The sequence below is a fragment of the Candidatus Accumulibacter vicinus genome, from assembly GCF_000584955.1.
Taxonomy (GTDB): domain Bacteria; phylum Pseudomonadota; class Gammaproteobacteria; order Burkholderiales; family Rhodocyclaceae; genus Accumulibacter; species Accumulibacter vicinus.
The window spans coordinates 130,668-133,884 of sequence record NZ_JDSS02000024.1; the positions used below are offsets into that span (position 1 = coordinate 130,668).

Annotated in this window: 4 protein-coding genes; 1 reads left to right on the plus strand and 3 read right to left on the minus strand. The window is 60.3% G+C overall.

The genetic code is table 11. The annotated features are described in order from the left end of the window. From hflK to hfq, 3 genes are all read right to left on the minus strand, one after another. Positions 1-1,124 (minus strand): FtsH protease activity modulator HflK (gene hflK / locus CAPSK01_RS11170; RefSeq protein WP_273703528.1); only part of this gene is annotated, 1,124 nt, incomplete at its 3' end. A gap of 20 nt (positions 1,125-1,144) precedes the next feature. Beyond that, complete coding sequence (hflX, locus tag CAPSK01_RS11175) at positions 1,145-2,335, minus strand: GTPase HflX (protein WP_034926326.1); 1,191 nt, start codon at positions 2,333-2,335, stop codon at positions 1,145-1,147. 116 nt (positions 2,336-2,451) lie between these two features. Next, positions 2,452-2,691 (minus strand): RNA chaperone Hfq, encoded by a 240-nt coding sequence (hfq, locus tag CAPSK01_RS11180; RefSeq protein WP_034926329.1) that lies wholly within the window; start codon positions 2,689-2,691, stop codon positions 2,452-2,454. A gap of 140 nt (positions 2,692-2,831) precedes the next feature. Here hfq and CAPSK01_RS11185 point away from each other — a divergent pair, with 140 nt between their 5' ends. Beyond that, positions 2,832-3,053 carry a hypothetical protein gene (locus CAPSK01_RS11185; protein WP_034926331.1) on the plus strand — a complete coding sequence of 74 codons (222 nt, stop codon included), beginning with the start codon at positions 2,832-2,834 and terminating at the stop codon, positions 3,051-3,053. The last annotated feature ends 164 nt before the right edge of the window (positions 3,054-3,217 follow it).

Sequence of the window (3,217 nt, forward strand, 5' to 3'; positions counted from 1 at the left end):
TCCGCGGCCGCGGCTCCGGCTGCCTGCAGCAGCTTGTCGAGCGGCAGGTAAAGAAGGTTCCCCTGTCCCTTGGCGTCGATCAGCACCTTGCTGGTGCTGGCATAGACCTGCTGCATGGTATCGAGATACATGCGACTGCGCGTCACTTCCGGCGCCTTGGCGTATTCCGTGTAGATCTGCCGGAAACGGCTGCCATCGCCCTCGGCCGTGGCGATGACGCGTTTCTTGTAACCCTCCGCTTCCTCGAGCAGGCGCGCGGATGTTCCGCGGGCTTTCGGGATGACGTCATTGGCATAGGCCTGGCCTTCGTTCTTCTGGCGCTCACGATCCTGCGAAGCCTTGACCGCATCATCGAATGCCGCCTGCACCTGCTCCGGCGGCTGTGCGTTCTGCATCGTGACTTTGGAAATCAGAATGCCGGTCTTGTAACGGTCGAGAATCTCCTGCATCAGCTTTGCAGCATTGACCGCGACCTGCTCGCGACCCTCGTAGAGGACGAAGTCCATCTTGTTCTTGCCGACGATTTCGCGAATTGCCGTCTCTGCGACCTGCATCACCGCGTCGTCCGGATGCCGGTTGTTGAAGACGTATTCGACGGGGTCGTTCAGAAACCATTGCACGGCGAACTGGATGTTGATGATGTTCTCGTCGTCAGTCAGCATCAGTGCTTCCTTGAGCACCTTGTTTTTTTCGCTGCCGCGATAACCGATCTCGATGGTGCGCACGCCGGAGATGTTGACCAGTTCATGCGCCTGGATCGGATAGGGCAGTCGCCAGCGCAGACCTGGGTCGGTACTCTCCTTGTAGCGGCCAAACTCGAGCACGACGCCTCTTTGCGAGGCGTCGACAATGTAGAAACCGCTGGCCAGCCAGACCACCACGACCAGCGCCAGGAGCAGGCCGATGCCGCCGCCGAGGAACCTGTTGTTGAACTGGATCGGCGGACGAAGGTCGCCGCGATCACCGCCTTGATTGCCGCCACCACGCCGCTTGTCGAAAATCCCCGACAGCTTGCGATTGAGGTCGCGCCATAACTGTTCGAGGTCGGGCGGACCCTGATTGGGCCGCTTGTCACCGCCACCATCGTTGCCGCGATTGCCCCACTGTGGGTCATTGAGCGACATAAGTACTCCAAGGCTATAGATCATGGGGAACCATCTGAATCGAGAATCCTATCGACATCCTGCGCAGCAGCAGCGCCGGCTGTCCGTGCGCTACTGTCCCGTAATTCCTGCAAGTCCCTCGTTTTCGCCAAGGCCAGTTCGGCGAGCGCTTCGCGCAGCAGGGGTAAACCATCGCCGGAGACAGCACTAAGGCGAACGCGCCAGATTCTACCATACTCATCACGCTCGACCGCCGGCGGCAGCCCGGTCAGATCGAGCTTGTTCTGCACCGTCAGTTGCGGCACATCGGCAGCGCCGATCTCGGCCAGTACTTTGTTGACGTCGGCGATCTGGTCGTCGCGCGCCGGACTCGCCGAATCGACGACATGCAACAGCAGGTCCGCTTCGGCCGTCGCTTCGAGCGTGGCATGGAAAGCGGCCACCAGCGAATGCGGCAAATCGCGGATGAAGCCAACGGTATCGGAAAGCACGATATGACCGGCCTCGGCCAGCCACAGTTTACGCGTCGTCGTATCCAGGGTGGCAAACAGCTGGTCGGCAGCAAAGACGCCGGCATGCGTCAGTGCATTGAACAATGTAGACTTGCCGGCATTGGTGTAACCCACCAGCGATACGTTCAGCAACTCGCCCCGGCCACGCGCCTTGCGTTGCACGCCACGCTGGCGTTCGAGTCTGGCCAGGCGTTCCCTGAGCAGCTTGACGCGGATACCGAGCAGGCGACGGTCGGTTTCGAGCTGCGTTTCTCCCGGGCCACGCAGACCGATTCCCCCTTTTTGCCGTTCCAGGTGGGTCCAGCCACGCACCAGTCGTGTTGCCAGGTGTTCAAGCTGTGCCAGTTCGACCTGCAGTTTGCCCTCCGAACTTTGCGCCCGCTGCGCGAAGATGTCGAGGATCAGACTGGTCCGGTCGATGACGCGACACTGCAGCGTGCGCTCCAGGTTACGTTCCTGGCCGGCGCTGAGTTCGTGATTGAAGATGACCAGATCGGCCGCATGCGCGGCGACCTCGGCAGCCACTTCTTCGACCTTGCCCTTGCCGGCATAGGTCGCCGCATCCGGGCTGTGGCGACGCCCCTGCACGACGGAACAGACCGCCGCACCGGCCGACCGGGTCAGCAACCGGACTTCCGCAAGCTGCTCGGCAAGATCCTCACGGCCGAAGTCGAGCTGGACGATGACCGCTCGTTCTTCGGCGGCCGCGCGCTCAATCATGTCGAAGATCTAGGAGAGCCTGCTGCAAGCCGCAACCGTCAGTGGGTGGCAGAAGAAGGGTCTTGATGCGGCTGTCCGCCGCAGCGGCGAGCCGGTCCGGGACAGTGCGGAGTGCATCATGCCTCGTTGTCGGTATCCTGATGGATGGTGACCGGGTGTGACGGAACGACCGTCGAGATCGCGTGTTTGTAGACCATCTGGGTCACCGAGTTCTTGAGCAGGACGACATACTGGTCGAACGAATCGACCTGACCCTGCAGCTTGATACCGTTAACCAGGTAGATCGAAACTGGCACCCGTTCACGCCGCAGGGTGTTGAGAAACGGGTCTTGTAAGAGTTGCCCTTTGTTGGTCATCCTTCAAACTCCATCTTTAATTATGTTCTGGAGGGTCGAGGATAATTGATTTCTCTGTCGTTTGCCATATCCAGGCCGAAGATGCTGCGCTGATTGGCGGCAAGAAGGATAATGGTTACAGTCGTAGAGAGGAGAAATCGATGGATTCCGGATTGCTGGCCAGTCTCGACTGGGGTACCTTTACGTTGCTCGCGGTCATCGCCGCAGCGTTGGTGTGGGGGATGGTCTTCTTTCTGCGGCAGAATCGAAAGGATCTCGACGACCTGCAGGAGGCCCTGGATCTGCAGAGCGAGGAAGACGACGATGAGGATGAGAAAATGCCCGACAGCCGAGCAAGCCATCGCCGTGGTATGGGTAGCTGAGGCGCCCGCAAGACATCAGCCGCGTGCCGCCACCTGGAGCAGGGCCGCCCACCGTGTGGCGTGCATGCAGTTCCTGAGAGTTGCAGCGGCCAGCCGCGTTAATGTGAGAGTCGCGTCAGCGACTCATGAATCTCCCCTTGTATGCTTCGTTTCATGGTTTTTGG